At 57.7% G+C, this 24,575-nt stretch carries 23 protein-coding genes; 9 read left to right on the top strand and 14 right to left on the bottom strand.

Annotated features, from left to right (window positions below):
* Positions 1-12 precede the first annotated feature (12 nt).
* From RCCGE510_RS13995 to RCCGE510_RS14025, 7 genes are all read right to left on the bottom strand, one after another.
* Positions 13-834 carry a hypothetical protein gene (locus tag RCCGE510_RS13995; RefSeq protein WP_007630825.1) on the bottom strand — a complete coding sequence of 274 codons (822 nt, stop codon included), beginning with the start codon at positions 832-834 and terminating at the stop codon, positions 13-15.
* Positions 835-843: 9 nt separating this feature from the next.
* Positions 844-1,875, bottom strand: coding sequence for a polysaccharide pyruvyl transferase family protein (locus tag RCCGE510_RS14000; RefSeq protein WP_007630826.1), 1,032 nt, complete (start codon positions 1,873-1,875; stop codon positions 844-846).
* Positions 1,876-1,906: 31 nt separating this feature from the next.
* Complete coding sequence (locus RCCGE510_RS14005; RefSeq protein WP_037078677.1) at positions 1,907-3,409, bottom strand: lipopolysaccharide biosynthesis protein; 1,503 nt, start codon at positions 3,407-3,409, stop codon at positions 1,907-1,909.
* 150 nt (positions 3,410-3,559) lie between these two features.
* Positions 3,560-4,462, bottom strand: coding sequence for an exopolysaccharide glucosyl ketal-pyruvate-transferase (pssM, locus tag RCCGE510_RS14010; protein ID WP_007630828.1), 903 nt, complete (start codon positions 4,460-4,462; stop codon positions 3,560-3,562).
* The gene (locus RCCGE510_RS14015) at positions 4,459-4,962 is read right to left on the bottom strand and encodes an acyltransferase (RefSeq protein WP_007630830.1); all 504 of its coding nucleotides are present in this window, start codon (positions 4,960-4,962) and stop codon (positions 4,459-4,461) included. Before RCCGE510_RS14015 ends, pssM begins: the two co-directional genes overlap by 4 nt.
* Positions 4,962-6,113, bottom strand: a complete 1,152-nt coding sequence (locus RCCGE510_RS14020) for a glycosyltransferase (RefSeq protein ID WP_007630832.1) — start codon at positions 6,111-6,113, stop codon at positions 4,962-4,964. The genes RCCGE510_RS14015 and RCCGE510_RS14020 overlap by 1 nt, the downstream gene beginning before the upstream one ends.
* A gap of 31 nt (positions 6,114-6,144) precedes the next feature.
* Positions 6,145-7,218, bottom strand: coding sequence for an endo-1,4-beta-xylanase (locus RCCGE510_RS14025; protein WP_007630834.1), 1,074 nt, complete (start codon positions 7,216-7,218; stop codon positions 6,145-6,147).
* A gap of 194 nt (positions 7,219-7,412) precedes the next feature.
* Here RCCGE510_RS14025 and RCCGE510_RS14030 point away from each other — a divergent pair, with 194 nt between their 5' ends.
* Positions 7,413-7,787: a hypothetical protein gene (locus RCCGE510_RS14030; RefSeq protein ID WP_007630835.1), complete on the top strand. Its 375-nt coding sequence runs from the start codon at positions 7,413-7,415 to the stop codon at positions 7,785-7,787.
* Between the two features lie 25 nt (positions 7,788-7,812).
* On the opposite strand, the gene RCCGE510_RS14035 is transcribed toward RCCGE510_RS14030, so the two are convergent.
* Positions 7,813-8,700 carry a DUF6030 family protein gene (locus tag RCCGE510_RS14035; protein ID WP_007630837.1) on the bottom strand — a complete coding sequence of 296 codons (888 nt, stop codon included), beginning with the start codon at positions 8,698-8,700 and terminating at the stop codon, positions 7,813-7,815.
* 513 nt (positions 8,701-9,213) lie between these two features.
* On the opposite strand from RCCGE510_RS14035, the gene RCCGE510_RS14040 reads away from it, so the two are divergent.
* From RCCGE510_RS14040 to RCCGE510_RS14060, 5 genes are all read left to right on the top strand, one after another.
* On the top strand, positions 9,214-9,846 hold the full coding sequence (locus tag RCCGE510_RS14040; RefSeq protein ID WP_007630838.1) for a class I SAM-dependent methyltransferase: 633 nt from the start codon (positions 9,214-9,216) through the stop codon (positions 9,844-9,846).
* A gap of 242 nt (positions 9,847-10,088) precedes the next feature.
* Positions 10,089-10,514 (top strand): helix-turn-helix transcriptional regulator, encoded by a 426-nt coding sequence (locus RCCGE510_RS14045; protein WP_007630841.1) that lies wholly within the window; start codon positions 10,089-10,091, stop codon positions 10,512-10,514.
* 508 nt (positions 10,515-11,022) lie between these two features.
* A complete protein-coding gene (locus RCCGE510_RS14050; RefSeq protein ID WP_007630842.1) occupies positions 11,023-12,231 on the top strand; it encodes a YcaO-like family protein in 1,209 nt (402 codons plus the stop codon).
* Positions 12,228-12,935, top strand: coding sequence for a TfuA-like protein (locus tag RCCGE510_RS14055; protein WP_007630843.1), 708 nt, complete (start codon positions 12,228-12,230; stop codon positions 12,933-12,935). The genes RCCGE510_RS14050 and RCCGE510_RS14055 overlap by 4 nt, the downstream gene beginning before the upstream one ends.
* A 101-nt stretch (positions 12,936-13,036) precedes the next feature.
* A complete protein-coding gene (locus RCCGE510_RS14060; RefSeq protein WP_007630844.1) occupies positions 13,037-13,285 on the top strand; it encodes a hypothetical protein in 249 nt (82 codons plus the stop codon).
* A gap of 365 nt (positions 13,286-13,650) precedes the next feature.
* Here RCCGE510_RS14060 and RCCGE510_RS14065 read toward each other — a convergent pair whose 3' ends face one another.
* The 4 genes from RCCGE510_RS14065 to RCCGE510_RS14075 form a co-directional block, all read right to left on the bottom strand.
* Complete coding sequence (locus RCCGE510_RS14065) at positions 13,651-13,857, bottom strand: hypothetical protein (RefSeq protein WP_007630845.1); 207 nt, start codon at positions 13,855-13,857, stop codon at positions 13,651-13,653.
* A gap of 1,021 nt (positions 13,858-14,878) precedes the next feature.
* Positions 14,879-15,124: a hypothetical protein gene (locus RCCGE510_RS34765; RefSeq protein ID WP_157179908.1), complete on the bottom strand. Its 246-nt coding sequence runs from the start codon at positions 15,122-15,124 to the stop codon at positions 14,879-14,881.
* A gap of 135 nt (positions 15,125-15,259) precedes the next feature.
* Positions 15,260-16,249, bottom strand: coding sequence for a substrate-binding domain-containing protein (locus RCCGE510_RS14070; RefSeq protein ID WP_007630846.1), 990 nt, complete (start codon positions 16,247-16,249; stop codon positions 15,260-15,262).
* A 48-nt stretch (positions 16,250-16,297) separates the two neighbouring features.
* Positions 16,298-17,278 (bottom strand): NAD(P)-dependent oxidoreductase, encoded by a 981-nt coding sequence (locus RCCGE510_RS14075; RefSeq protein WP_007630847.1) that lies wholly within the window; start codon positions 17,276-17,278, stop codon positions 16,298-16,300.
* A gap of 134 nt (positions 17,279-17,412) precedes the next feature.
* Here RCCGE510_RS14075 and RCCGE510_RS14080 point away from each other — a divergent pair, with 134 nt between their 5' ends.
* From RCCGE510_RS14080 to RCCGE510_RS14090, 3 genes are all read left to right on the top strand, one after another.
* On the top strand, positions 17,413-18,264 hold the full coding sequence (locus RCCGE510_RS14080; RefSeq protein ID WP_007630848.1) for an ATP-binding cassette domain-containing protein: 852 nt from the start codon (positions 17,413-17,415) through the stop codon (positions 18,262-18,264).
* Positions 18,265-18,336: 72 nt separating this feature from the next.
* Complete coding sequence (locus tag RCCGE510_RS14085; RefSeq protein ID WP_007630850.1) at positions 18,337-19,335, top strand: ABC transporter permease; 999 nt, start codon at positions 18,337-18,339, stop codon at positions 19,333-19,335.
* Positions 19,336-19,535: 200 nt separating this feature from the next.
* On the top strand, positions 19,536-21,851 hold the full coding sequence (locus tag RCCGE510_RS14090) for a rhodanese-like domain-containing protein (RefSeq protein WP_007630851.1): 2,316 nt from the start codon (positions 19,536-19,538) through the stop codon (positions 21,849-21,851).
* Between the two features lie 142 nt (positions 21,852-21,993).
* On the opposite strand, the gene RCCGE510_RS14095 is transcribed toward RCCGE510_RS14090, so the two are convergent.
* On the bottom strand, positions 21,994-22,317 hold the full coding sequence (locus RCCGE510_RS14095) for a hypothetical protein (protein ID WP_007630853.1): 324 nt from the start codon (positions 22,315-22,317) through the stop codon (positions 21,994-21,996).
* 202 nt (positions 22,318-22,519) lie between these two features.
* Positions 22,520-24,385, bottom strand: coding sequence for an adenylate/guanylate cyclase domain-containing protein (locus tag RCCGE510_RS14100; RefSeq protein ID WP_037078651.1), 1,866 nt, complete (start codon positions 24,383-24,385; stop codon positions 22,520-22,522).
* Positions 24,386-24,575 lie beyond the last annotated feature (190 nt).

The following is a 24,575-nucleotide window of genomic DNA, read 5'->3' on the forward strand; positions in this document are numbered from 1 at the left end:
AGTGAACGGGTTTTACGCTGGATTCGACCGCGTTTTGCCGAAGAATTCGCGCCTATGGGTTTCGCCGAGCACCCTCAGCTTACGAAGATTGCGCAACCAGCGCCGCGGTTTGGTGAGCACGCCGCGGTTCAGGAAATACTGTCGCAGCAGGCTTGGCGCCTGACTGTGCGATCCGCCATGGGCAACCCGATAGACCGCCCCACGAAAGGGAAGTTTCGCAAGCGGCGCCCCGCGTTGCGCCAGAATTTTCGCGATACGGACATGGCTGCCAAGCATCGACTTGATCCAGTCGAGCGAAGCATCCTCAAATCGGTTCGGCAGATCGTAGAGATCGGCACGAACGATCAAGGATGTGCCGCAGAGATGGCTGAAGTCATCATGGCCAAGCAGGAAATTGCCGCCATCGTCCCAGATGTAACCATGGTCGATCGTCCACCCGTTGGCGTCCCGATTTTCGGATGCATGTTGCACGATTCGAGAACTGACGAAATCGTCATCGTCGACAATCATGAAGAAGCGGCTGTCGGTGGCGTTCAACATGCCGCTCAGAACACGCCGACCTTTGTCAGCCCGGAAGGCATCAAGGAAGTCTTCCTTGCTGCCCTTTCCAAGCTCATGCAGGTCGTTTGGCGGAAAGGTCACGCGCAAGGCGGAAAATTTTTCCGGCAGATCAGGCAGATCGGCCCCTTCGTTTGCCACGATGATTCCCCGCCAGTCCCCATTGGTCTGGTTGGAAATGGAGGCCACGGTCTGGGTGAGATTTGCTTTCAGCCTGCTCCAATCGCGGGCATTGTCCTGATGCCGGACCGGTATAATGAAGGTGACAAGTGGCATCGAATTCTCCTACGCCCGCAAGCTCACGGCTTCATTTCGATTGGCATGGTTCTTCGCGGCCTGATGACGCGCCCATTCGATCCCGTCGTCAAGCGAGGTTGCCTTGTATGAAAGATCCGTTCCGCCGGAGAAAGCACTCATGAAGCGGCGAATTTTTCCGTAGCTATTGTCCAGCACGGCGTGTGGGCGGCCGAGCAACAACGAGCAAATATGGACGTGCAGACGATCGGTGACGATTGCGCGAGCGCGCGAGATCTGACTGATGCCGCGCTCGAAACGGTTGTGCGCAGCAGCGTCCAGCCTCCGCAATGCAACTTCGCTTGGCTTCAAAGCGAGATAGGCCGACGCCACTCCCAGCTTCTTGGCGATATCCACCTTCCGTTTCGACTCCGTGATCCAGTCTTCCACAGGAATGTCGGAGGGAATGTTGCGATCGGTGCCGCCGACCCGTTCTGCGTCCTCTCTCAGCATGGCGAGAACGGGAATCTGTGTCGCCCTATCCGAAAGCGAGCCGATGGCGAAAGCCATATCGGGGCATAGCCGCACGGTGCAGTCGAAGTGTTTCTCGGAAAATTCTTTCGATTCTTCGTCGCGCACGAGCAGAACGAAATTCTTGTGGCGACCGATTGCCCGTTTGGACTGCTCGATGCGCTCAGGCGAACTATAGTGGATCGACTGCGGGAACTGGATGATCTGCCGATCGGGAAAACGCTCCATGATCGCTTCGCGGAAATCCTGGTGGGCAACCCAGATATCGCCGAAATTGCCGCCGCCGTGAATGAAGATCGGGCCTGTGGGAACTCGGCGTTTCAACTCGTCGGCTGAGAAGTCATACAGCCTGGAAACATAGTCCGGGCGCTTGTTGAAGCGATCCTTGAGATAGGCCATCTCCCCCAGCCAGATCGCCGAGTCGCCGCAATTGCGGATGTCGGGGAAGTCTAAGATCGCGAGCGGTTCGTCGCGCGAGACATAGTCTTTCAGGCAATCATGGATCATGCCATTGAGTTTTGCGATCAGCTCAGATCTGGATAGGCTGGTCATTCTGCCTCACTTGTTGATGTTCGTTTTAGTTTTAAGCCGACTTGGGAACGGCAATGCGTTTGGCTTTTGACAGGAACTTGGCAAAGATACGCTGAACTTCGGTTTCCGGGCCATTTGGCTTGTTCATTGCGAGCCAAAGGACAAAGCTGGAACCGACATAGAGAATACCGCCTGTGATGACCAGAATGGCTAGGTGAAGGGCCAAGGCCAGCTTGTCGACGGGAGCGCTCATGATATGCGACAATCCCCAGATGCCGGCGGCCATCAGGGCCACGCTGGCAAGCGCGCGGAAGTTTGCCGCGAGCTGCTGGAAGAACGGTAGATTGATCAAGCGTTTGACGAGAAGCATATTGACAACGGTGGAAATCAGACCCGTCAGCACGCGCGCATAAACGACGCCCGGAAGCCCGGCCATCATGAGGCCGGCGATGATGATGGGAATGCGAACCACCAGCATTTGCGTGTCGCGGATAAACAGCATCTTGGTATGGCCCTTCGCCATGCCCAGCGGCTGGACGAGCGAGCCAAGGGTCTGCAGGGCGAAGACCGATGCAAGCGCCTGCACAATGAAGATCGCAGGAGCCCACTTCTCTCCCAAGGCAAGCCGCATCATCGGATCAGCCACAACAGCCATGCCGATTCCGGCCGGAAGCGCCACCGCAGCCATCAGGGCCTGTGCGCGCTGATAGGCTGCGACAAGCCGGACCGGGTCGTTGCGGACCTTCGAAAAGCCCGGATAAATCGTCTGGTTCAACGGCGCGGTAGCCTCGCGCGTCGGCAGCGTCGAAAGAGTGTTGCCGACCGTATAGTGACCAAGCTGTGTGGCGCCCAGCATCTTACCGATCAGCAGATATTCGATCCGCCAGTTCAGCGTGTTGACGATCTGTCCGGCCGTCAGCCAGACCGAGAAGGAAAACAATTCGCGGGCATGGCGGAAGGTTATGCGCGGCCAGAACGGCAATACGGTATAGGACACGATGATATTCGTCACCTGATAGGCAAGGGTGCCGATGACGAGAGCCCAATAGCTCTGGTAGATGGCGGCAATTGCCACCGTCACGACGAAACCAACCAGCTTCTGCGAGACGTTCAGCACGAACTCCTGCCAGAAGATCAGATCGCGTTGGAGCATGACGCGGCGTGGATTGGCGAGACCGCTCAGGAGCAGGCTGAAACTCAAGGCAAGCATTACGCTCGTCAAACGAGGTTCATCATAAAACTCGGCGATCGGATAGGAGCTAGCGGCAAACACCAGCGCCAATATCGCGCTTCTTGTTACGCTCAATGTCCAAACCGCGCTGAAGTGAGTTTCGCCGGGAGATTCATGGCGAATAAGCGCTTGTCCAAGCGAAAGTTCGGTGACGGAGCTCAAGATGACTTGGATCGTTGTTGCGATCGCGACAAGACCGAAGTCGGACGGCACGAGGTACCACGCCAGCACAAAGGTGCTGAGCGCGGAAAGCGCGTTGACGATAGCGCGGGACAGACTCAGCCATATGCTGCCCCGGATCATGCGGTCGGCTACATTCTTCATGAGCGAGCGGCTCCGTACGTCGAGGACTCCGAGCATTGAAACGGGCTGAGCCCCCGCCGAAAACACTTGTGCTCCTTGCCGGCGCAGAGGGTATTGATGAAGTTAGAAAGCATCATGCTTTATTGCCTCGTCACGAAAGCGATTGCGACCTTAAAGGGCGCTTGCCGTTTTCCTGGAAAAATCCTGCTTCAGCCGGTTCAGCTCGACCAGCATTCTTTCGTGTGCTCTTACAATAGCATCATCCGTGCTGAGCTGGCCCGGCTTCTCTGCCACTCGCTGCAACGTCTTGACGGTCGATCCGAAGACATAATTTCCGGTCAGCTGGCGGATCCGGCGGTGACGGAATGTTACGTTCTTCAATAGGTAGGTATTTTTCCGAACCAGCGAGGCTCCGGCTTCGACGAGGTTCGACGGGCCGATCGGGTCGAAATCGATCTCCAGATCAAGCGCACTCGCCCAGTCGTACCACTTGGCTCTGTTTCCCGGCGCGATCGGGCGAATCGCCCGCCAAGGAACGCGCAGCGCGTCCGATATAATGCAGCCATGCATCGCTTCCGAGACGACTTTATGTGATGCGCTGATTTCGGTCAGAACTTTCTCCACCGACCAGCGCGGATCGATATAGTGTATACCAGCGAGATCGCAGACCTTATCCCAGCTGCCGTACATAGCGCTTTCATAATGCGGCATGAACGAGACGGGATACCGCTTCTCGACGCTTTTTGCATCCCAGCAGCTGCGCGTGAGGATGCCAGAATCGCCGATGGCGTAGCTCGGCTCGATGCCGAGGATCTCGGCGGTCTTCTTTCCGCGCACGAAATAGAATGTCCAGTTGCGATCGACTTTCGGCGGGTTGGTGTAGCCGCCATAACCCGAGCCGAAGACAATCTTCTGCATGTTCGGATCGAAATTGTCGTAGAGGATCGAACCGATGCCGAGAAAGAGCTGACCTTCGTCATCGTCGAAGAAGCCGGGCAGCAGACGCTCCCAGAGCCAATGGTTGAGCTCGTCGCCAAAATTCTCGTGTTTCCCACGGTAGGCAAACATCTTCATCGTGCTTCTCCAGTCGGCAAGTGCTTGACGATCGAAACCGTCTCGTCTTCGCGTGCCATGCGTCCGTAACGCGAAATGATCTCGATGTCGCTGCGGATTATCTTTGCCGGATTGCCCGCGACGAGCGAGCGCGGCGGAACGCTCTTGGTCACCACCGAGCCCGAGCCGATGACGCATTCATCGCCGATTTCAACACCGGGCAGAATGATGCTGCGGGCGCCGATGAAGCAGCGTCTGCCGATTCTCGTGTGAAGATAGAGCCCGCGCGTGAGGTCGTGAGTCAGAATCGCCGCCTCAAAGGCGACATAGGTTTCCGCCCCGATATGCAATCCCTTAGGGTTGGTCTTGTCGAAACGTACGCTGAGCGAAAAGCTGGCCGTCGGATCGATGTCCATTCCCCAGAACTTGGTATAGTAGAGCCATTTGGCCTTCACAATTCCGTTCCGCAGCGGCCGAAATACGTTCAGTCCCCACTTCGGCTTTTTTCCTGTCTGCACCATCAAGTCCGACCCCGGCTGGAAAATTCGTCTAGCACGGAACTGTAATAGTCCTCGAGCATCCCCGTCTGACGACGTAAGTCAAAGCGCTCGGCCACCAGAAGCGGTGCCCGCGCGCTGAAGGCTGTCCACAGGGCTTGGTCATTGAGCAGCCTTCCGACTGCTTCGGCCATTCCTGCGACATCCCGCTCCTCCACGAGATAACCAGTTTTCCCCTCTTCGATCGCTTCGCCCACGCCTCCCGAGCGAAATGCGACGACCGGAGTTCCTACGGCTTCGGCCTCGAGATTGGCGAGACCGAAAGCTTCGGCGTGACCATTATCGAGGGTCACGCTTCCGTGGAGATAAAGCTCCGCACTGGCGAGCAGATCCTTTATCTCAGTCTGCGACAGATTTTCATGGATCGTGACGCTTGGCAAGGAACGACGCGCCAGTGCTTCGATTTCCTCCTTCAAGGGACCCTGGCCGACCATGACGAATTCGACCGGAGTGCCGGCGGCGGCCACGCGTGCCAGCGCGTCGATCATGAAGCGGTGGCCCTTATAGTCGACGAAGCGGGCAATGGAAACCACCAACCCTTTTTTTCGTGGACGCGGCTCCATTTTGAAGAGATCGAGATCGATGCCGATATGATGGCGATAGACGCGGTCGGCGCGAAAGCCGAGCGCCAGCAGCCGATCGCGGATGAAATCGGAAACGGCAATATTCCAGCTGTTCCAGCCGGCCATCTCGCTCCGGCCATTGGCGAAGAAGCGCACCTGGTTAAAGCCGCCCGGCTTTTTCGGGTCACCGCCATAGGTGGCGTCGAAGCCGTGGAATGTCGTGACCAGCGGCTTGCCGGCGGCGCGCGCCAGGGGGCCGATGACATAACCGTTCTTGCCGAAATGGGCGTGAACGAGATCGGCTTGGCCGATCGCCGGAAAGAGAAAGGGAAGGCCGATCTGCGGAATTTTCAGCAGCAGTTCACCGGCCCGTGCAATGGGAGACCGACGGATGTCATGAACCGGGATAGTGGATTTTTTGGTATGGGCGGACGGAATTCGCGAGCCGGCAAGAATTTCAGCTTCGAAAGAACGAAATGCTACCGCCTGATTGAGAACAAATGCCTGGCTGGCAGGCAAAAATTTTTCCACGTAAATAACGGCTTTTCTCATGAATCTGTCGACGTCTCCGTTGTCTTGCCCATCACATTGCCTCTATTGCCCGCCTGATGCCATCAACCGCACTTCTCGGCGCATTGGTGTCGTCATAAAGATTAACGCGTTTTGCGCAGGCTGCGTCGGGAGCGGCTTCGTTCTCAACGCGCTCGCCGTATTTTTCCGACATGCCCCATACTGTCACGCCTTTCAAGTCGCCACGCTCGGCCGCCACAGTGATCACATCACCGAAAATATCCGCGTATGACGTCGGCGAAAAGCCTTTCTCGCGGTTCAGGAATTGGCAGGACGCATCAAGCTCGGTGATGAACACGCCGATACCCATGTCCTTCAGCGCCGCGCAGAAGCGCCCCATTCCTTCCGGATCGATCCGGTCGAGGCCGGGACGGAAATGCGCCTGCAGCCCCACCGCATTGATCGGCGATTTCCGGGCGACGAGATCCTCGACGATTCGCAGGATACGCGCGCGCTTCTGTTCGAACACGTCTGATTTCTTCTCCAGATGCGTTTCGTTCAGCACCAGCATTGCGCCGGGATTTGCCTCATGTGCCATATCGAAGCTCATACGGATATAGTCGTCTCCAAGAAGGCGTCGGAAAACACAATCTCGCAGATCCGGCGCATCATATTCCAATGGCTCGTTCACCACATCCCAAGCGTCGATTGCGTTCTTATAGCGAGTGACAACCTGTTTTATGTGACGGTTCATCGTCGCCTGCATCGTCTTAGCGTCGGTGATATCAGACACCCACTCCGGGACGCGATACCAGATTAGCGTATGGCCATAAACCCTCATGTTGTTTTTGTGTGCAAATGCAACCATCCGGTCCGCATTCTCGAAACTGAAAACACCCGGCCTCTTTTCCGTTGCATTCCACTTCAATTCGTTTCGCGGCGTTATTGAATTGACGTTGTCGATGTACATCTCGGAAGCAATTGGATCGCCGATATTTTGCAGGTCGATTGCCGATCCGAATCGGAGCGCCTTGCCGTCGGCAAGGGCGCGCAGCCCTTTCACTGAAGGCCCTTGTGCCAGGACGTGGCCCGCATTGGCATACAGCAGAGCGAACGGAACCGAGGCGAGGAAACGTCTTCTATTCATTCTATCTCTCACTGTTGGTTTTTTGATGTCCGCGGCCAATTTAAAGGGCCAGGCTCGTCGGCAACGCGACGTTCGCGTTCAATTCAGCGGAGTAATTCAACCCTAAATGTACTGGCGCCGTAGGGGATATTGTCGGTATCTGCTAGACTCCTCAGCAGGCTCCACGGTATAAACTGTTCTGGAGGGCGCTCGTGATGGAAGATTGGTTTAGCTATCTGGTGAGCTGTTTTCATATTGCATTGCAAAATGCCGTTTTTTTTATGACGACTGTTCGAAACGATCTATTTCTTCTCGATGTCCGACAATTTTCGGCGCTCGTTTTCGGCGCCATTGGCATCATTTTTCTGTTGTTCGCAGCGCTTGTCAGGCTGTCGGGGCGGCTGCGCCGATCGGAGGCCGTCATTGGCTCGCTGAACGAAGACCTTGCGCAAGTCACGCAAGACCTCAATGTCGAGCGTGTCTGGCGCTTGGCGGGCGGGGACAGCACCGAACGGCCGAGTGCGGACAGTTTGAAAGAGCTTTACAAGATTTTGGCCAGGCATCACGACGACGCAGGTTACATGGCGTGAGAAGTCGGCGCATAATCTCCGCCCCTTAATGCGGATGATCCTGACTTTCTGCAGGCGCCTTGGCATCGGCAGGAATGGATACCGATGCCGGCCGCAGGTCGGTCCCGCCCGTCGGCTCCGGCGATCGAAGCCATGCTCTATCGGAAAAATAGTTTCTCGTTCTTTTCTGGGGTCCCGACGTGGCATCCAGGGCTAGCGTAAAATTATACCGCCCAGGATTGAGCACCTCGCGGCTGAAATTGATGCTGGCTCCAAAGCCGTCTTCCTTGATGTCCTTTAGATTCTTGATCGCGGTCAGCGTCTCGTGAAAATCCAGCCATTGCGGTTGCCGCAACATGGTTTCGAAAATTCGCAGAATGTTGGAATCGAGCTGACCATTTTGATCCGTCTCGGGATTGATGATCTTCACCCGCATATTGTTGATCGCGCCGGCGGCGTCGCCGCGAACGATGACGAAGATGGAGTTCGGAAGCTGATCCTTCTCCCGCTTGCCGCTATGCTCGAAAAAGCATTCGAACGTACCGGCGTCGAAGCTTGCCGCCGCCCAATCGCTGGTTTCGATGCCGGCATTGCGCAGCGCCGCACACATCGCTGGCCCGGATATCCGCCATGTGCGCAGAAAAGCCGATGCGGTCTGTGCCACCGGCGGTTCGATGATATGCAATGGAAACGTGAAGGTGGCTGGGGGCGTCGGGCGGGGAAGGGCTTTGGGGGGCGGCGGCTTAACTTCAGCGGGAAAGAGATCGAAGCCAAAGTAATGGCCCACCGTCTTCAAATGTTTCATATCGTTGGAAAGAAGCACCGTTCCCATGACCAGCGAGAGGGAAATCGTCAGCAGCAACCAAAAGACCACGGGAATCTTCCGTTTTCCCAGCGGCTGTTTCGCATTTGCGGACGACGAATTCTCAGGCAAGCTTGTCTTCTCCGGTGCGAGAAGGGTTTCGATCGGGCTGTCTAAATCCAGCAGTATACATTTATCCGTTAAATATCTTTGGCTTCGTGTCGGCAAATGGACGCCTTTCTGCCTCACCATCAGAAGGGCGCGACAGATTTCGGCGGAGGCGCAGCACCACTCAATCGGGAACCGCTCATGCAGCTGTGGCATATCGCAGTAGCAGACCGGGGACGATGTCATTCTTCGTTCTGTGAGCAGTTGCGCCTGCTTCGGTCTTTCGTATTTGGCGATATTACTTCTGTATATTGTTATTGAATTCGATGAATTCGTATTTGCCAGAGTATTTATTAATAAGTTGCCATAATAATATTGGTTACGCGCCGTGTTTTCTGGTATTTCCCGCCATGGTTTTGTTTTTAATTTTAAAACTCCAGATTATATATTATGTTATCGCAATGATTTTGCAGTTTTCATCAAATTTTCGACGTATTTTTCGATAGGGTTTGCTGCGCAATCGTCGGAGGGAGGGACATGTCCGTCGAGCTAGACGCAACCACCTATGTTCACGCCAAGCCGACAACCGCGCACTCCTACATCCTGCCTGCTGTGCTCGAGGTGCTGGAGAGCCATTTCGGCGGTTCTGCGAAAAACGACGTCTTTGATTTGGGATGCGGTACCGGCGGAGCGGCCGCTGCTCTCGCGAACAAGGGTTATTATGTCGTTGGTGTCGATCCCTCCAGCGATGGTATTGTCAAGGCCAATATCAATTATCCCGAACTGCCGCTGCATGTCGGCTCGGCCTATGACGATCTTTCCCGGGAATATGGCACGTTCAATGCCGTCATCAGCCTGGAGGTGGTCGAACACGTCTACGATCCGAGGGCATTCACCTCGACGCTGTACGATCTTGTCAAGCCGGGCGGCATCGCCGTGATGTCGACGCCCTATCACGGTTATCTCAAGAACCTTGCGCTGGCTGCGATGGGGAAAATGGATGATCACTTCATGCCGTTGAAGGATCATGGGCATATCAAGTTCTGGTCGAAAAGCACTCTGAGCACGCTGCTGCTGGATGCGGGCTTCGACAATGTCCATTTCGAATATGTCGGAAGGATTCCCGTTTTGGCCAAGTCGATGATCGCCGTCGCTCGAAAGCCTCTTTAGAGACGGCGTCGAAGTGGCCCCGATTTCGAATAGCATTCACCCATCTCGAGTGTGCGACAGAGCGTGAAAGAGTGCGGTATGCATCCGCTCGAGAGCATCCGCTACAATAATCCACAGGTTGTTTTTTTATTGTGTGCAGTGCTGAAAAAAAGTCCTTACCAAATATTTACTTTTAGTTGCATTTTGGCTTAAACTCTCCATTATACAGCTGGGCGTGCTGATGAGGTGGGAGACTTATTCACATGACGGCTAAATCCCCGAATTCGATCGACGTCTATGTTGGCAACCGGGTGAGGGTGCGACGAAAGACGCTCGGGATGACCCAGCACGGTCTGGCCGAACTTCTGGGCATTACCTTCCAGCAGATCCAGAAATACGAAAAAGGCACAAACCGAATAGGCGCCAGCCGTCTTCAGCGTATCTCCGAGATTCTTCGCGTACCCATCGGCTTTTTCTTCGAGAACGGCGGTTCCGGACCGATCGAAGGTGAGACGAGCGAATTGAACAAGTTTTTGTCCTCGAAGGAGGGGCTGGCGCTCAACAAGGCATTCATCGCCATCGAGGACTCGAATATCAGGCAAAAACTGGTGGCATTGGCCAAAAGTCTGGCCGTCGCGGGTTTCTCTGAGACCGACGGTGAGTTGCATGATCCGGTTGTAAACGGCTAAGGACGGATCTTGCTTCATCTTCAGACATTCGGCGATCTGTGGTTGATCGAGACGAGTGGCGACCGGATCAATGGGCTGTTGATAACAGCCTGTATGTACCGGTGCGCGCCATGAACTCAGCCGCTATAAATTGGCTCGGCTGAAAACCAGCGGCAGCGTTCCGCTCAATTCGTTCGCACCTGACCCTATTTCTGGCGTGCTCAGGAGCGAGTTTCTTGATCGGTGATCGAAAACGGGCGCTATTCCATAGGTAACGCGACGAAAGCGTCGATTCGACATTGGACGCCGAAAAGTCGATTGCCATCGTTTCCTGCCGCGAGCATTGCCAAAAGAACTTGGTCTGGAAGGCCAGTTTTGATGATAACTTCGGACCTTCCATGGCAAGCACAGTCATTATAGGGATATCTAGTGAAGCAGACGCCGTCGTTTGGTCGGGGCGGGTGCTTCCGGCCACGTCAACGGTTGAGGCGATTTTCTGACAAACCGCGCCCACTATTCCGACAGGATCATGTCGCCGCGGGAAACTCTTTCCCGCGTCGAGCCGTTTTTGGCCAGATTCGGCATTACCAGGGTTGCGCGACATACCGGATTGGACGACATCGGCATCCCCGTCTGGTGCGCCTATACCCCGAATTCGCGGTCGATCGTGATTGCGCAGGGAAAGGGCGTGACCGATCTGGACGCCAAGGTATCCACTGTCATGGAAGCGCTCGAACGGGCGGTCGCCGGCGAGCCCTTCGTCAAGCTCGTTCACGGTTCCTCTTCTCGCTTGCAGGCGATGGGCTGCGAGGTCGACAGGTTGAGCTGCCTGACCGCCGTCCATAAACCCGATCTCGGGCCGGACGACGAGACGGAATGGGTTGCCGGCGTCAATATCCTCAGCGGCGACGAGATCCATATTCCCTTCGAAGCAGTGGTGCTCGACCGGACGCGCGATGCGCGATACTGGATGTCGTCGGATGGTCTGGCTTCAGGAAACAATGACGAGGAGGCAATCTTTCATGGCGTCCTGGAGCGTATCGAGCGCGACGCCCATGTGTTGTGGCAGGTTGGCGGGGAAGCCGATCTTTATGGCGGATGCGTCGATCCCCGCGGCTTTGGGGATGGCGCCCTCAGCGGGCTGATCGACAAGATCGAAGCATCGGGATTGGCGCTCAGGCTATTCGATATCACCAGCGACATCGCAATCCCGTGTTTCACCGCCATGCTGGGTCCTGGGGAACTGTCTCTGGCCCCCAGGCATGCTCACGGCAGGAGGGATCTTCGTCGTGAAAGGGACATTCGGCTTGTCGAGGTAACCGGCGGTACCGGGGCGCATCCGTTCCCCGTGCGCGCGGCCATTCGGGCGGTGACGGAAGCCGTGCAATCCCGGCTGACCTATATCAGCGGCGCCAGGGACGATATTTCGCCTGCGACCTTCTCGAGATCCCTCCCACCGCTGATGCGACGAGCCTTCGATGCGGTTGCCACACCGCCTGCCGCCTTCCATCGTGACGGCGCGGCAGGACACCAGCAACAGGATCTGACGCATCTTTTGCGACATGTGCTTGACGCCCTGCGCAGCAGAGGGATTGCTTCGGTCATGACAGTGCGCCTCAGCGACGACACGCTTCCCTTCAGCGTCGTCAAGGTCGTTATCCCGGAGCTCGAAAATCCGGAGGGGGAGCGCGCCCGGCGATTTGGAACAAGGGCTCTGGCCAAGGCGATAGGGCTGTGAAGATCATTTTCGCAGGTCCCAGTCTTCCCGACGCGGCGTTGCTTGCCGGCGCGGCGATCCGCGTCCTGGCGCCTGCCATGCAAGGCGATGTCTTGGCTCAGGTGGAGCAAGGCGCCAATGTCATCGGCGTGATCGACGGCGGCTTCGAATATGCCGCACCGGTCTGGCACAAGGAAATTCTCCATGCTCTCTCGCTCGGCGTGGCCGTCCTCGGGGCGGCAAGCATGGGCGCCTTGCGAGCCGCCGAATGTCATCCGTTTGGGATGATCGGGATCGGCCGCATTTTCGAGGACTATCGCACCGGCCGGCTGGTCGACGATGCCGCCGTCGCCCTTATTCACGCGCCGAGCGCGCTCAATAGCAAGCCGCTGACGATACCGCTCGTCAACGTCAGTGCCACGCTCGATGCGATGGAGGATCGCGGGCTGCTGGCAAATGGATTGCGCCAAAAGCTCGAAGATGCCGCAAGTGCGATCTTTTTCAAGAGGCGGACCTGGCGGGCGATCGTCGAGCAATGTGCCGGTATAGCCGAGCCCGGTCGTCCGCAACTGCTGGCGGCCCTTGTTTCGAATTCCGTCGATCAAAAACGCATCGACGCGCTGGAACTGCTGAAGGCCGTGCAGGAAACCCGTGACATTCGCTCGAACGCCGATCGGCCTTGGAAACTGCATGAGACCTCGTTCCGGACGCGACCTGCACCGTGAATCGAAGGCGGCAATGTCACCGGGAGTTGTGTCACGCTTTTTTCACGGGCTCCATCACGTCAGCGCGCGTATCATTCCTTCAATTGAGGGGAGACATGCACATGGGCGTGACATTGGCTGCCAAGAGAAACACAGACCGCGGGGCGGAAGGCAGTCCGGACGAACTCATCGCGCTGGCGCGAATGATCGCTTATGCGCGACAGGTCGCTCAGGATGTCAAACTGCAGTTGGCGACGAACTGCCTCGATCTGGCGCTCGAGGCCGTCAAGCAGGAGGTGGGGGAGGGGTTGACCAAGGAATTGGCCGAATTGAGCTCGCCAGTCCCGCAAGTAAGCGTGAGATGTCATTAACGCGTCGATCGGCGCGACTTCAAGCCTTCGAGCCTACGCATAACCGCGAAAATCAAAATCGATTTTCGCGGTTATGCCTGTGTGAATACTCATTGATCGAAGCAAAGGCATTTGACCGCATGGCGGGGGAGTAACGTGCTGAACCCGAAGCCCGGGCGTCGGCAATCGATCAACTATGGCTTGGAGAGGCCCGGCTTGTTGCCGGTCGCTGATGGTCGGGGCGTCAGGATCTACCGAAGCCGCCACGTGGATGGTCAAGCGAGCGATAAACGCTCTCCTTGACGTTGCTTCCGGGCAGGGAAGCGGCGCGATTTCGCGTTCCATGTCTCCTGCGCGACCGACCGAGCGACGGCCGATCCCTGATCTCAATGGGTCAGATTGCGCTTCTGGGCCAGCAGTAAAATGTAATCGTCGGCAATGTCTGCGATGGCCATTGCGACTTCCGCCGGATCGCACCCCTCGACCCTCGTATTTGCAATGAACTGATAAACCGCCTTCTCGATCTGCTTCCGGCAGATCATCACGCGTTCATCGTAACCAAATTCCGGAATATGCGATGCCATATCACTCATCAGGTCGGCTCCCTCACTACTTACAGTGACCATGACACAAATTATAAGTTGAGCAAGCAAATGCTTTATGAAGGGTTAATTCGCTGTCGAGGTGCGACCATTTCGACACAGGTTGGTATACCGTAAGACCTTCCGGCGTGTTGAAACGAGACGGGTCTAGCGATGCCGGACGTGTGGTGGCGAAGGGATACGCAACCGGGCCGACGCAATGGCCTGGCGCCGGTATCTCCATCAGCTGTACGAGAACCCCCTGCGCCGGATTGTGAAATTGACGGACCGGTTGTTGCCGGCTTGAGCAGCGCAATCTTTGCGTGTCGTGCGGGGGTAACCATCTGATTCTACAATATATTAAGCCACCGTAGAGCTCCGGCTATCGTCCAATGATCCTAGGTTGCGCCGGCACCTCTCGGGGGCGCCACGATGATCGATGATTGTCAGGGCGATCAACTGTGATCGCGTTGTCGGTATGCCGGCTGGGTTGTCGGGCGGCGGCTGCGGGCCGGTTTCAGCCGACTTTCCACTGTCTGGAGAACCGAGATCGAGGCCGGGCGGAGATTAAAGAAAGAATAAACTGCGACTGATCATCGTGATGATCAAGTAAAATTTTATCAAAAGGTCAAATAATAAGTTTCAGACAGAGGTTGCATTTAAAATCAACTAAAATACGAACAAAAATTGTAGAGGCATTAATCACAGGATGTGTCTGTTGATAGTCTCAGTGATTTTATTAGTGCCTATCGTGTGCCTATATCGACGATTTTACACGGACATATTGATAGCGTTGCGTTCATACGTACATAATTCGGCTGCCGACAGCAAAGTATAGTTTCTGATGCGGGTTGGCGAGCGACGCAACTGCCATCCTCATTCGAAAATGTGAGACTGCCTCATTGAGTGTATCTCTACCGCGCGATATCACTGTGCGAATGCAAAGTTGAGGACCCGCCGGGGTGGTTGACGGGTCCTCCCGTAGGAATGTCTGCACAGTGCGTAGATATAATCGCAGTTAAGTCGTGTATTGTCACACATCATTATTGGGTTGATTTTCTTTTATTGTGGAAACTATCGTTTTAATGGATTGATGACCGTGATTTTTGACGTGTTTAATTGTGAATTGTCGGAAAATTCGGGGTCCATTCTTCCGGCGGCGAAGTTGTGGCGTGTTCGGCGGCTGGCAAATCGTTCCAAACTGCGTGCTGTGGGCTTGAGCATTGCGCTTGATTGCCATCAACAGGCTGTTTAAATTCGGGGGATAGCGGCGGGCCATGGCCGAAGACCGGTATGGCAAGAGGCGCCAGCAAGATGCGTCGGGGGTAAGGACTGGTTTCATCGAAGCGCCCACTCGCGTGGGCCCTTCGAGCCGCATCACCCTGAATCCCAGGATCACTCCAGGGTGCCAAGATCACTTCTGAATGCAAGTGTCCACAGTATCCTTGGTGCATTCGTCAAGCCCGGTAAACACCGGATCCTCGACCTTTTTGCCGGATATCATGTCCATCATCACGGTTGGTGCCTTGTAGCCCATTTCGAACGGCCGCTGGCCGACGAGCGCGGTCACTAGGCCTTCCTTGGCGATCGCCACTTCGTCGCCGATCGTGTCGGCGGCGCCGATGACGAATTCGTTCTTGCCGATCTTGTCTGCCATCGGCTTGAACAGGTCGCGGTAGGGCTGCGGTGCGCCGAACAGCGGCCAGCCGCCCATGATGCCGAAGGCATCGAGGTCGGTATTGGCGGCGAGGATGTCAGTCATCGCCTGGACGCCCTTGGCGCCATCGTCATTGGTGAACACAGGGCAGCCGGCAACCTCCGTCCAGCCGCCTTCGCCTTTCAGCGCGGCAAGGCCCTTCTGGCCGCTCAGCGTATCGCGCATGCCCTGGGCGCGGCGCAGGATGTTGTCGGCGCCGGGATTGCCTTCGATGGTGCAGATCTTGCCGCCCTTCGGCTTGGCCTTCTTGATATATTCGCCGATCTTCGCACCCATCAGATAGTTGTCGGTGCCGAGATAGGTCTTGCGCAGAGCGGCGTCGTCAGCCGAGAGATCGGCATCGAGCGTCATCACCGGAACGCTCGGATTGGCCGTCTTCAGCGTCTGGGCGATCAGTTTGGCGTTCGACGGCGAGATGGCGATGGCGGCGGTGTCGGCCTTGCCCAGCATGTCCTGGACGATCTGCGCTTCGCCGGCTTCATCGGAGGTCGATGCCGGGCCGGTGTAGAAGCATTCATATTCGGCGGATGCGTTTTCCTTGTTCCACTTCTGGCAACCCTGGTTGATCGCCTCGAAGAACGGGTTGTCGAGGCCTTTTACGACGATAACCAGCTGCTTCTTGGCGGCGAGCGCCTGTCCGGCCGTCAGCGCCAGGACTGCAGCTGTAAGCAATAATGCCTTCCTCATAGCTTCCTCCCATTGAAAAAGACGGGCACTTCTGCACCCGCCGCGTCATCAACCTGGATACCAGACGACCCGAGGCTCCTCCTTCGAACGCTGGTATTCCCAAGCCGAATTGATCAGCTTTTCCAGATCGTAGACCGGCTTCCAGTCCAGCAGATATCTGGCCTTGCTATTGTCCATCCAGTTCGAGTGAAACTCACTCGCAATGTCGACCGAGCCGAGCCCGCGGGTACGGGCGAGATGTGCTGCGACGTCGCCATAATCGACGGGGCGATCCATCGAGATGTTGAAAAGCTGGCCCTTGGCGCGCGGGTTGTCGAGCGCGGCGAGGATTGCCGAGACGAGATCGTCGACATGCACGAAATTGCGCTTCAGTGGCCGCCCGTCGGCATCGCGCAGCAGCGGCAGCGTGCCATCATGCGCGTAACGTTCGGCATCGGCCGGCGACACCAGTGTCTTCCAATCCGGTCCGCCGAAGACATCCTCGCCGAAGGACAACGTGAACTTGAAATCGTCCTTCTCCATGATCCACGGCGCACGCAGGCAGCAGGTGTTGATACCGTACTGGAGGGCGAATTGCTCGAGCATCACCTCTTCCAGCACCTTGGACAGCGCATAGCAGCCGGGATAGGCGCGATGCGGCGTCTTTTCGGTCACCGGCCCGTCATGGCGATAGAAAAAATGCCCGATGCCGGCATCGCCGCCGATCAGGATGAACTGCTCCGCCGTGGGGCTGGCGCGAAACGCCTCGAGCAGCCAGAACAGACCCTTGACGGTGATATCCATCACATCGGCCGGGATTTCCTTGCAGGTGGCGAGATGCACGACATGGGTGACACCATCCATCGCTGCCGCCACGACATCGCTGTCGGCGATCGAGCCCTTCACGACACTGACGCGGTCGGTTTCTTCGAGCACGCGATTGTGACAAAGCGCGCGAATGCGTGCTTTGGAAAATTGCGGCTCGTCAAGCAGCCCGGTAATAAAGCGCCGCCCGACCTTGCCCGTAGCCCCGGTGACAAGGATCAGCATACCTCTCTCCCCAGTAACAGCTAATATCCAGGCGTTTCCGGCGTCAATCTGTATTTGTCGTACAAAATAGATTTTTGTGATGAGGGACCGTTTTAGCGGACTATTGATTGACGATTCCTGGCGCTTTTGCATTAATGAGCGCAATCGCTTTTCCGGGAGGAGATCGGCTGAGCGAGATCGCAGGCGTCCGCCGGAGTCATCGGCGGCGAAGGCAGGCCTGCAGTTCCGGGGAGGGTAGTCGGCTGGTCGCGGTTCTCGAACTCACCAATATTTCCAAACATTTCGGCGCCATCCAGGCGGTCAACGACGTGTCCTTTGCGCTCGAAGCCGGCCAGGTCGTCGGCCTGATGGGCGATAACGGCGCCGGCAAGAGCACGCTGGTCAAGATGATTGCCGGCAACTTCCGGCCGAGCGAGGGCACGATGCGCCTCGAGGGCAAAGAGATCGTCATGCATCGCCCGGTCGAGGCGCGCCAGCACGGCATCGAGATCGTCCATCAGGATCTGGCGCTCTGCAATAATCTGACGGCGGCCGCCAACGTCTTCCTCGGCCGCGAGCTCAGGCGCGGCATCGGCCCCCTGAAGGTTCTCGATTACAAGACGATGTACCGGCGCGCCGGCGAGATCTTCAAGGAGTTGAAATCGGAAACCCGCCCGCGCGACCTCGTCAAACAGATGTCGGGCGGCCAGCGGCAGGCGGTGGCGATCGGGCGCACCATGCTGTCGGAGGCAAAGATCGTGCTGATGGACGAGCCGACGGCGGCCATATCGGTCCGCCAGGTTGCCGAGGTCCTCAATCTGATCCGCGAGTTGCGCGGCCGCGGCATCGCAGTCGTGCTGATCAGCCACCGCATGCCCGATGTCTTTACCGTCGCCGACCGGGTGATCGTCATGCGCCGCGGCCGAAAGGTCGCCGACAAGGCGATTGCCGCGAGTTCGCCTGAGGAAGTCACGGGTCTGATTACCGGCGCCATCGAACAGGTGTGAGCGATGCTGCTTGTTTCCTGGGGGTAAATATCCCCTAGGGAGAAATGCCCTATCTGGAGTGAGAGGTCGAAGATGGCAGTGACACTGGACCAGACGATTGCACAGAAGCAGCGTAGCCGGCTTGCGGAGTTTGTCGGCGGCCAGACATTTTGGGTGCTGATCGCCGTGCTTCTCGCCTGCCTCTTCCTGTCCTTCGCCACGGATTCCTTTGCGACGACGAAGAACCTCTACAACATCACCCGCAACGTCACCTTCGTCGCCATCATCGCGCTCGGCATGACGCTTGTGATCATCACCGGCGGCATCGATCTGTCGGTGGGCTCGGTGCTCTGCCTCTGCAGCATGGTGCTGGCGGTGACCATGAATGCCGGCTACTCCATCGAAGTCGGCATCACGGCGGCGATCGCCACGGCGCTTGTGGTCGGGGGCTTCAACGGCGTGCTGATCGCCTATCTCAACTTTCCACCCTTCGTGGTGACGCTCGGCATGCTGTCGATTGCGCGCAGCTTGGCGATGGTCGCCTCCAACAACACCGTGGTTTTTCAGTTCGGCCCCGATCATGACAAGCTGCTGGCGCTCGGCGGCGGCGCCTGGTTTTTCGGCATCGCCAACCCGGTTCTCTATATGGTCGTCCTGGCGTTGCTCACCGGCTTCGTGCTGCGCTGGACGCGCTTCGGCCGTTATATCTTCGCGATCGGCGGCAATGAACATGCCGCCACGCTGACCGGCGTTCCCGTCCGCCGCATCAAGGTCGCGGTCTATATGATCTCGGCTTTGTCGGCCGGCATTGCCGGCATCGTCCAGACCGGCTGGCTCGGCGCCGTCACCACCAATATCGGCGCCGGCATGGAACTCCAGGTCATCGCCGCCGCCGTTATCGGCGGCGCCAACCTCGCCGGCGGCATCGGCACCGCCTTCGGCGCCCTGGTCGGCGCGGCCTTGATCGAAGTCATCCGCAACAGTCTTGGCCTGCTCGGCATCAACGCGTTCTGGCAGGGAACGTTTATTGGCGGGGCGATCGTGCTGGCGGTGCTGTTTGATCGGATCCGCAATTTGCGGCAGAGCGAGTGAGGGGCGCTTCGGTGTCGACCTCTGCATGCCTGTCGCGCCGGCGGTAATATCACCCGCGCGATCGGACAGGCCATATTTCGGAAGAGTTCATTCGTCGGCGGAGAAAAAGGGGAGTAGAATTGTCAAGGCCGCAGGAGAGTTCCCGTTGACCGAAGGATCCACTAAGCGTGGCTTTTATCGCCTCGCTGGAGAGGATGACCATGGGAGACGATCATGCCGAGCGGCGGCTGGTTGCGATTCTCGCCGTCGACATTGTTGGTTATTCGCGCCTGATCGAGGATAACGAGGCCGGTACGCTGGCCGCGATGAGGGCATTGCGCGCCGAAGTCTTCGAGCCATTGCTGGCGGAATATCACGGACGCACCGTCAAGCTCATGGGCGATGGCGCGATCGTGGAGTTCAGCTCCGTCGTCGATGCAGTCCTCTGCGCCGTTGCCCTGCAGAAGCAGATTGCGGTACGCCAGGTGGATATCCTGCCCCAGCACCGGCTTCTCTTCCGCATGGGCGTCAATCTCGGCGACGTCGTCGTCGAGGGCGATGATTTGCTGGGGGATGGGGTCAACGTCGCCGCGCGCCTGGAGCAGATCTGCGAGTCCGGCGGGCTTTTCGTATCCGGCACTGCTTTCGATCATCTGCAAGGCAAGGTGGAGCTGCCGCTTGAATTTATCGGCGAGCAGCATGTCAAAAACATCGCCCGCCCCGTCCGCACCTATCGCGTGCTGTTCGACGGAAACGCGCCAAGCCGGCGGTTCAACATCCGGCGGCTTCGCAGCCGGGGAGCACTTGCAGCTCTGGCTCTGCTTCTGGTCGCTGCCTTTGCTGCCATATGGCTCAGTCCGTGGACGACCAGTGCGGAAACCGCATCGATCGCCCGCATGGCGCTGCCGCTGCCCGACAAGCCGTCAATTGCCGTCCTGCCGTTCGACAATCTCAGTTCCGATCCGGAACAGGCCTATTTCGCCGATGGCATGACGGAAGATTTGATCACGGACCTTTCGAAACTCTCCAGCATCTTCGTGATCGCTCGAAATTCCACCTTCGCCTATAAGGGCAAGCCCACCAAAGTGCAGCAGGTCGCCGAGGAGCTCGGGGTCCGTTACATCCTGGAAGGCAGCGTGCGCCGCCAGGGGGACCAGGTCCGCATCAACGCACAGCTCATCGACGCGCTCGGCGGTCATCATCTATGGGCTGACCGCTATGACGGCGCGATGAACGACATTTTCACGCTTCAGGACAAGGTCATCGGCGAGATCGTGTCGGCGCTCACCGTCGAGTTCACGATTGCCGAGCAAGCGCAGTCCAAGCAGGCGGAGACGGTGAGCCCGCAGGCCTACGACGCTGTGCTGCAAGGCTGGGATCACCTGCGCCGCGACAGCGAGGATGAAACCCTCAAGGCCATTCCCTATTTCGAAAAGGCGGTCGCGCTCGACCCCGATTACAGCCGTGCGCATGCAGCACTCGCTTCGGCCAATTGGCGGATTGCCGTTTCCAATTGGGAAGCCGCCAATATCGGCTTCGAGAAAGCGATGGAACGGGTGGATCGGCACCTGGCGCTGGCGCTTCAAAAGCCCAATCCGCTTGCCTATGCGATCTCCGCCGAGGTGCTGGCAAGGCAGGGCCAGTATGCCGACGCCTTTGCCGAAATCAGCCGCGCGATGGAACTCGATTCCAATGATCCCGAAAATCACCTCAGCAAAGCACGCATTTTGAACGCAACGGGCCAGGCTCCGGAGGCCGAACGCGAAGTGCAGCGGGCAATGCGGGTCGATCCGCAATATCCGCCAAGCTATCTCAGGGTTCTGGCGATCTCACAGTTCCACCAGGAAAAATATCAGGATGCGGTGAAGACCCTCGAACTCGTGGTCGCCAGGCAATCGGACGTCAGTGAAGACTATGCGACGCTGGTGTCGAGCTTCGGCCACCTCGGGCGGACGGATGGCGTTCAGGAAAACATCGAAAAATTCAACGCGCTGGCGATTGCCGCCGGCTACTCGCCGCTGACGGTGCAGGAATTGGGATGGTACTGGTACGGCGACATTTTCAACTACGACAGCACCTATCGCGAGCGCCTGAAGCAGGGGCTGCGCAAAGCGGGCGTGCCGGAGGGAGCCGGCACCGATATTTCCTATGACGAATACGCTTCCCTGATCAGCAAGAGCGACGGCGAATACAACATCAAGGGAACCACGAAAATCGACGCCCCGACGGCCAAACGGCTGCACGACCACGGCGTCAAGCTCGTCGATGTGCGCACCGCTCTGAGCTTCGGTCGCGGCCATGCGCCGGGAGCGATCAACCTTTCGGTCGTGGAGGTTCTGGCAAGAGACACGCTGTCGAAGGCCGTGAACCGGGAGGAGGAAGTGATCTTCTCATGCCATGGCAAATATTGCGGCGATTCCGCCTACGCATCGGCCAAAGCCTTGGTATGGGGGTTTAAGAACGTCTACCACTTTGCCGGTGGCTTTCCTGCCTGGGAGGATGCTCACTATCCCATAGAGACCGCTCCGACAGAGTAGGGGGATACCGTACCCGAAGCCGCGTATCGTAGGATACTAACGGCATGCTGCGGAGTTATCGGGCACAAGGTGGGCATAGCGTAGCCGGGCGGCCTGCAGCCTATGCGGGCGCAGTTTTTGTGATCAAACTCTGATCATGCCCTCAGGGGTGCCCATCCTCATAGCCATCCAACTCAGGGCATCCCCGGATGTTGCCGAAGCCGATCACTCGCCGGTCGCCCGATTGATCCAGGCCTCTGATCACGATGACATTGTCATCCTGCTGTACAATCTCGCTACGATAGATGCCGGCCCGAAGCGCCAGGTTTTTTGCCTGGCTGATGTTGCATTGTCCGGGCCGTGGAGTGACGTGCCAGTATGTCGTGCCTTGGCCATCCGACTGCCATCCGCCGGAGGCGGCAAATCCCGGCACGCTGGATAGCAGCATGGCACACGACAATATCAAGCTGCCTGGAACCAGTTTCATATAACCTCCGTCAGCCCTCGCCGCTCTGTTTGCCCCGGTTGCAATGGATATCCGGGTTTCCCCTCGCGTCGCGACAGTAGATCACTCGCGCTAACACGGTGCTAACGCGGAGGCAGGACCTGATTTCAATCATCTCAGGTGCAAAGTGGCAGCCATGCGAGCGCTACCCGGCGAGGCGGCCGACCTGGCATTGGCCTCAATGCTAGGGAGTGCGGCCGTCCGGCAGTCCAGCGCGTTTTAAATCCACGGCGGCTTGACGAAGTATGGACGGATCCCGGAAATGCCAGGCCTGCAGCCACGACGCGATTGTCGCATCCGGGGCTGACTTCAGCATCCTCTCGACGGCTGCTTGTGCCTCTGTTTGTTGGCCAAGCCGCTCATAGGCAATGGCGAGCTGCAGTGGAGCGTCAGCAAATTCCGTTGTTTTGAGCACCTCGACTGCATCTTCGTTTCGACCCATCACGATAAAAACGAAACCTCTGACGTAGTTGAAGAACCAGGCCAGGCCGGGATCGCGGGCGGCGGCGGTATCGGTCAATTCCAAGGCTTTCTCGGGCTCGCCTGCCTGTAGGAAGATACTACCCGCATCAGTGAGCGTGAAGGCATTGTATGGTGCCGCGGCGATGGCCTTGTTCATCTCCGCGAGAGCTGCCTCGTGGTCCGGCTTGAGCGTCAAAAGCCAGGCACGCAGCCAGTGTGCCAATCGCCCCACCTGCGGGCTGAGGTTCTTGTTCGAGAGGACCTTGTCGGCCAGTCGGCCCGCTTCCTGAAGATCAGCTTGCGGGTCGGAGCTGTAGAGCAGCCCGACTTTCAACCAATGGGACCATCCCAACTCCACTGTCAGCAAGGGGGAGCCGGGGAACACTTGCAGCCCCTGTTGCGCGATCTCACCGGATTGCTCGACACCTTCCTTGGTGAAGAGGTTCAATTGGCTTTCGGCGCGCAGGTAATAGTCATATTCCGCGAGGTTTGTGCTGTCCTTGCCCCAGGCGTGACTGTAATCGGCCCTGCGGATGGCTCCCCATTCGCCTGTCATCGCACCGACAATCTTGCCGGTCAGCTCGTCTTGAAGCGCCCATGGATCCGTCCCGGATTTGTCGAAACGGTCGGCCCAGACATGCTCGCCCGTCCCGGCGTCGATCAGTTCTGCAACGATGCGGACCCTTTCGCCTTCCTTGCGCACGCTCCCTTCGACGACATAGCCGACGCTCAGTTCCTTGCCGATTTTGCGGACATCGCCCTCCTTGTCCTCGTAAGCGAAGGACGAGGTTCGCGAGACGACCGCGATATCGGAAAAACGGGAAAGAATGGCGATCACGTCACTTGCGATGCCTTCTCCCAGGTATTCAAGGTTCCTTTCGGCACTCAGGTCCTTGAACGGCAGCACGGCGACCGCAGGCATTGCACCGGATGTCGCGGGAGAGGTGGCTGTCAGCGGATAGTATTGCGTTATACCTGCGGCGGTCACTGCCGCCACGAGGCCCGCGAAGAGTGCGATGGCCCACCAGTGACGGACGATGCCTCGCCGACGTGAATACCGCGGGAGCGGCGAACCGTCGATGTAAACATAATAGACGTCTACAGGTTCTTCGATGTTCTTGACTTTCCGAAGACCGCCGGGCTCAAAGCCAAAGGCAAGCTTTTTCCCGACTTCCCTGGCGACCTTGCCTGAAACGCAAATTCCACCCTCGGGTGCGAGCTGCTCCAGCCTGGCGGCGACATTCACGCCTTCGCCATAACGGTCGTCGCCGTCAATGATCACTTCGCCCAGGTTTATGCCGATGCGGACGTTAAGCCTCTCCTGCTCGGAAACCGAGGCGTTGCGTTCCGCCATCCCACGCTGAAGCGACACGGCACATTCGACAGCATCGACCACACTTCCGAATTCAGCGAGGAGGCCGTCGCCCATCAGCTTGAAGATCCGCCCATGATGCCCTGCAATTTCGGGCTCAAAAAGCTCAGTGCGCCGCGCCTGAAGACGGTCGAATGTTCCGGCCTCGTCCTGCTCCATAAGTGCCGAGTAACCGACGACGTCAGCGGCGAGGATCGCAGATAATTTACGCTCCATGCCCTGGCCCCCTAACGTGAATTCCGCACCGGGCATGGTACATGATTTTGCAGCACGTTTCACTCAAGGCTGCGCTTGAGCGCGTGATCGTGGCAGCGGGATTCGGCGAGCCGCAAGACTACGCGGATGAGGTGGAATGATCAGTCAAGCGCTACGGACCGCAGTCGAGACAAGGCTTGATAATCCCCGC

The sequence above is a fragment of the Rhizobium sp. CCGE 510 genome, assembly GCF_000292525.1.
In the GTDB taxonomy this organism is placed as follows: Bacteria; Pseudomonadota; Alphaproteobacteria; order Rhizobiales; family Rhizobiaceae; genus Rhizobium.